A 2,848-nucleotide genomic window follows, 5' to 3' on the forward strand; every position below is an offset into this window, starting at 1 on the left:
AATTGAAGTTCTAAAATTCTGTGGAATATTTCAGAATGTGAACAAATCAATATGTAATACATTGTTTTTGGCCAAGCCAATCGGAGGAGAATTAACAACTTCATCAGAGAGTCTAGAAGTAGGGTTCTATCCAATTGAGAAAGCCTTAGAAATGGTCACTGTGGGAAACTTTAAGCAAAGAATTGAATACTGTCTCGATAATAGCAAGCACCCATTATATATAGAATTTTAGGTATGGGAAATTGTTGAAGTCCTTATTAAATAAACGATGCAGTTAGTGAAAGAAGAATGGGCACAAAAAAGGCAACACTGATAAAAATCAGGTTGCCTCTTCTTTATGTATAATTAAATTGTACCATACATTTTCACGAATTATCAGTCTTTATTTTTTCCTTTTTACTGGTAGTGTTGAACTTACCATAGGATGGAGGTAGATTGATGATTGATTATAGAATAAAAACTAAAGAAAACTACACTGAAAAAATGGGTGAACTCGTATGTATGCTTGAACATTCGAGGGAAGTTACGTTGAGTGAAATCTCTATATTAAACCAAAATGATTTAGATTATCTACCGTATCTAAGTTCAAATTCAATTGGTTCTCTTTTATCACATATTGCGTCAATTGAGTTTGTACATCAAGTTATCTCTTTTGAAAAAAGAGATTTAACTAAGGATGAATATCTTAAGTGGGGACCAGCTTTGGAATTGGGAGATAGGGCAAGAGAAGTGATTACAAATCATTCTATCGATTATTATTTAGACGAATTATCAAAAGTTAGAAAAAAGACATTAACATATCTAGAATCCAAGGATGATAAATGGTTATTCGAGGAGAACAATTGGGATAATGGTATTTCTTATAATAATTATTATTTATGGTTTCACGTTATGGAAGACGAAATCAACCACCGTGGACAGATTAGAACAATCAAGAGGCTGTTGGGAAATTAGTAAATCTTGTTTAACTATGGGGTGGGTTGATTCAGGAAGGATTAACCACCTAGTGGTTGATTACATATTGAACAAACGAGTCAGGATAGTTGAGAATGGATCTATAAGATACCTTGATTTGAACCCAATAAAGGGGGTAATTAGATGAAAAAGGTTGGATTTATACTAGGTATAGCAATAGTTATTATAGCTGTGTTCATATTTGTAAATAAATTATACTATCCCTCTCTTCCAATAGAGAATTTATCAGCAAAAGAAGCCATCGATAAACTAAAAGAATCGGAAAGTAAGATAGCAGAAATTGCCGTAGAAGGTGATTCTATTTGGTATATCACAAGAAGTGAGAACAAAGGTATATCGATTGCTGATGAAACGATAAAACAAATGATTGGTTTAAATGGATGGAAATTTAAAGAAAAAGATGGTGCTGGTCTGTTCTTTGAAAAAGACGGAAGGAGATTAATAGCCACTACTCAAATGTGGACTGGTAATTATGTTCTTGTTAAAATCCCAGGTAACTTTAAGTAATCATGAGAGATAATAAATAAACTATCCGGTGCGATGATCCATTAAGGATTAGTCGCCTTTTTTGTTTAATTCCTTATTGAGCTTTAAAGGGGTTAGTGAAAGAAAGTTTACAATTTATTGATGAAAAAGCCTTGTTGTTATAGCAGAAAAAGGAAGCAAACAAGGGCTTCCTTTTGTGAATTAATTATTTATTCTCTTAAAGCTTTCTAATTTAACGATGAAATACGCGGCATAATAAAGAAGTAGAAATATACAAAAATCATACAAGGTTGACCAACTTTTTGGATTATAAAAGTCGATGAGATCAAAGAAGTTCATACCTAAAAAAGCAGCAATGGCTGAAAAAATGACACCTTTTAAAAAGGGATTCATCTTAGGTTTGATTTGTAATGCGAACATTATCCCCACAGGAGCTAAAGAGAAGTGATAGGGTAAAAATAAAAACGGAGCTAATGGGACTATGACCATAGGGTAGGACCAAAGACCTGAAGATAAAGCGATGAGGTCTATTGTAAGTGATAATATGATAGTCAGCAATCCACCTAAAAGTAAACGCCCCGTGCTTTCCTTATTCCTTAAAACAAACCAAGTAATCCATGGTATGACAAAGAGGGCGATACCAAACCACCACTGCCAAGTAAATAAAAAATCTTCCATCACTATTTTTGAAAATAGGGAACTGGTATCAGTAAATTGATTATAGGCATTTTCTGAATGAGTTAATCCTTGATTAAATGACATTTATTATGCTCCTTGGGAAAAAGAGTTAGTGATTATAACTTTTCATTTCTAAAGGAAATTTATGTATTGTTTGATATTGATTTTTTTAATAGAGAATTCAACTTAATATATTTGAATTGCTAAAAGTCGATTTTAATTGATCTAAGTTGTACTATTTTATCTTTCAGTGTTTATGGTCGATTTCTTATTTAAATAACGATGAAGAATAGTCGAATTAAAAACCAAACTTCTGAATATGACAATAAAGAGGAAATCCATTAGATTGGGAGTGTTTACTTTGAGGATATTGGTTACTGGTTCAACAGGACAACTAGGTTCGACTTTACTTAAGCAACTAAAAGATTCTGATTATAAAGTTAAAATAACCTCAAGAAGCAAACCTGAAGGATTAGGACAATTCGAGTGGATTTATAGCGATTTATCGTCTGGAGAAGGATTAGAAGCAGCAGTAAAAGATGTAGATGTAATTATACACGCAGCAACAAGTCCGATTAAAAATTCAAAAATGGTTGAGGTTTTAGGATTTAAGGAGTTTTTAGGTAAAATGAAACACATAAAACATCTTATCTATCCGTCAATTGTTGGGATAGATGAAATACCATTTAAATATTATAAGCAAAAATTT

Annotated in this window: 4 protein-coding genes and 1 pseudogene; 4 read left to right on the forward strand and 1 reads right to left on the reverse strand. The window is 32.1% G+C overall.

Annotated elements, in window-relative coordinates:
* The 3 genes and pseudogenes from AB5I83_RS23585 to AB5I83_RS23595 form a co-directional block, all read left to right on the forward strand.
* Window positions 1–232, forward strand: a pseudogene (locus AB5I83_RS23585) (NUDIX hydrolase); the annotation flags it as partial.
* 206 nt (window positions 233–438) lie between these two features.
* On the forward strand, window positions 439–954 hold the full coding sequence (locus tag AB5I83_RS23590) for a DinB family protein (RefSeq protein ID WP_448978932.1): 516 nt from the start codon (window positions 439–441) through the stop codon (window positions 952–954).
* 144 nt (window positions 955–1,098) lie between these two features.
* The gene (locus AB5I83_RS23595; RefSeq protein WP_448978933.1) at window positions 1,099–1,482 is read left to right on the forward strand and encodes a hypothetical protein; all 384 of its coding nucleotides are present in this window, start codon (window positions 1,099–1,101) and stop codon (window positions 1,480–1,482) included.
* Window positions 1,483–1,662: 180 nt separating this feature from the next.
* On the opposite strand, the gene AB5I83_RS23600 is transcribed toward AB5I83_RS23595, so the two are convergent.
* The gene (locus AB5I83_RS23600) at window positions 1,663–2,223 is read right to left on the reverse strand and encodes a CBO0543 family protein (protein WP_448978935.1); all 561 of its coding nucleotides are present in this window, start codon (window positions 2,221–2,223) and stop codon (window positions 1,663–1,665) included.
* Between the two features lie 277 nt (window positions 2,224–2,500).
* Here AB5I83_RS23600 and AB5I83_RS23605 point away from each other — a divergent pair.
* Window positions 2,501–2,848, forward strand: a 348-nt coding sequence (locus tag AB5I83_RS23605; protein WP_448978937.1) for an SDR family oxidoreductase, incomplete at its 3' end; no start/stop codon positions are given.

The sequence above is a fragment of the Mesobacillus sp. LC4 genome, from assembly GCF_053543455.1.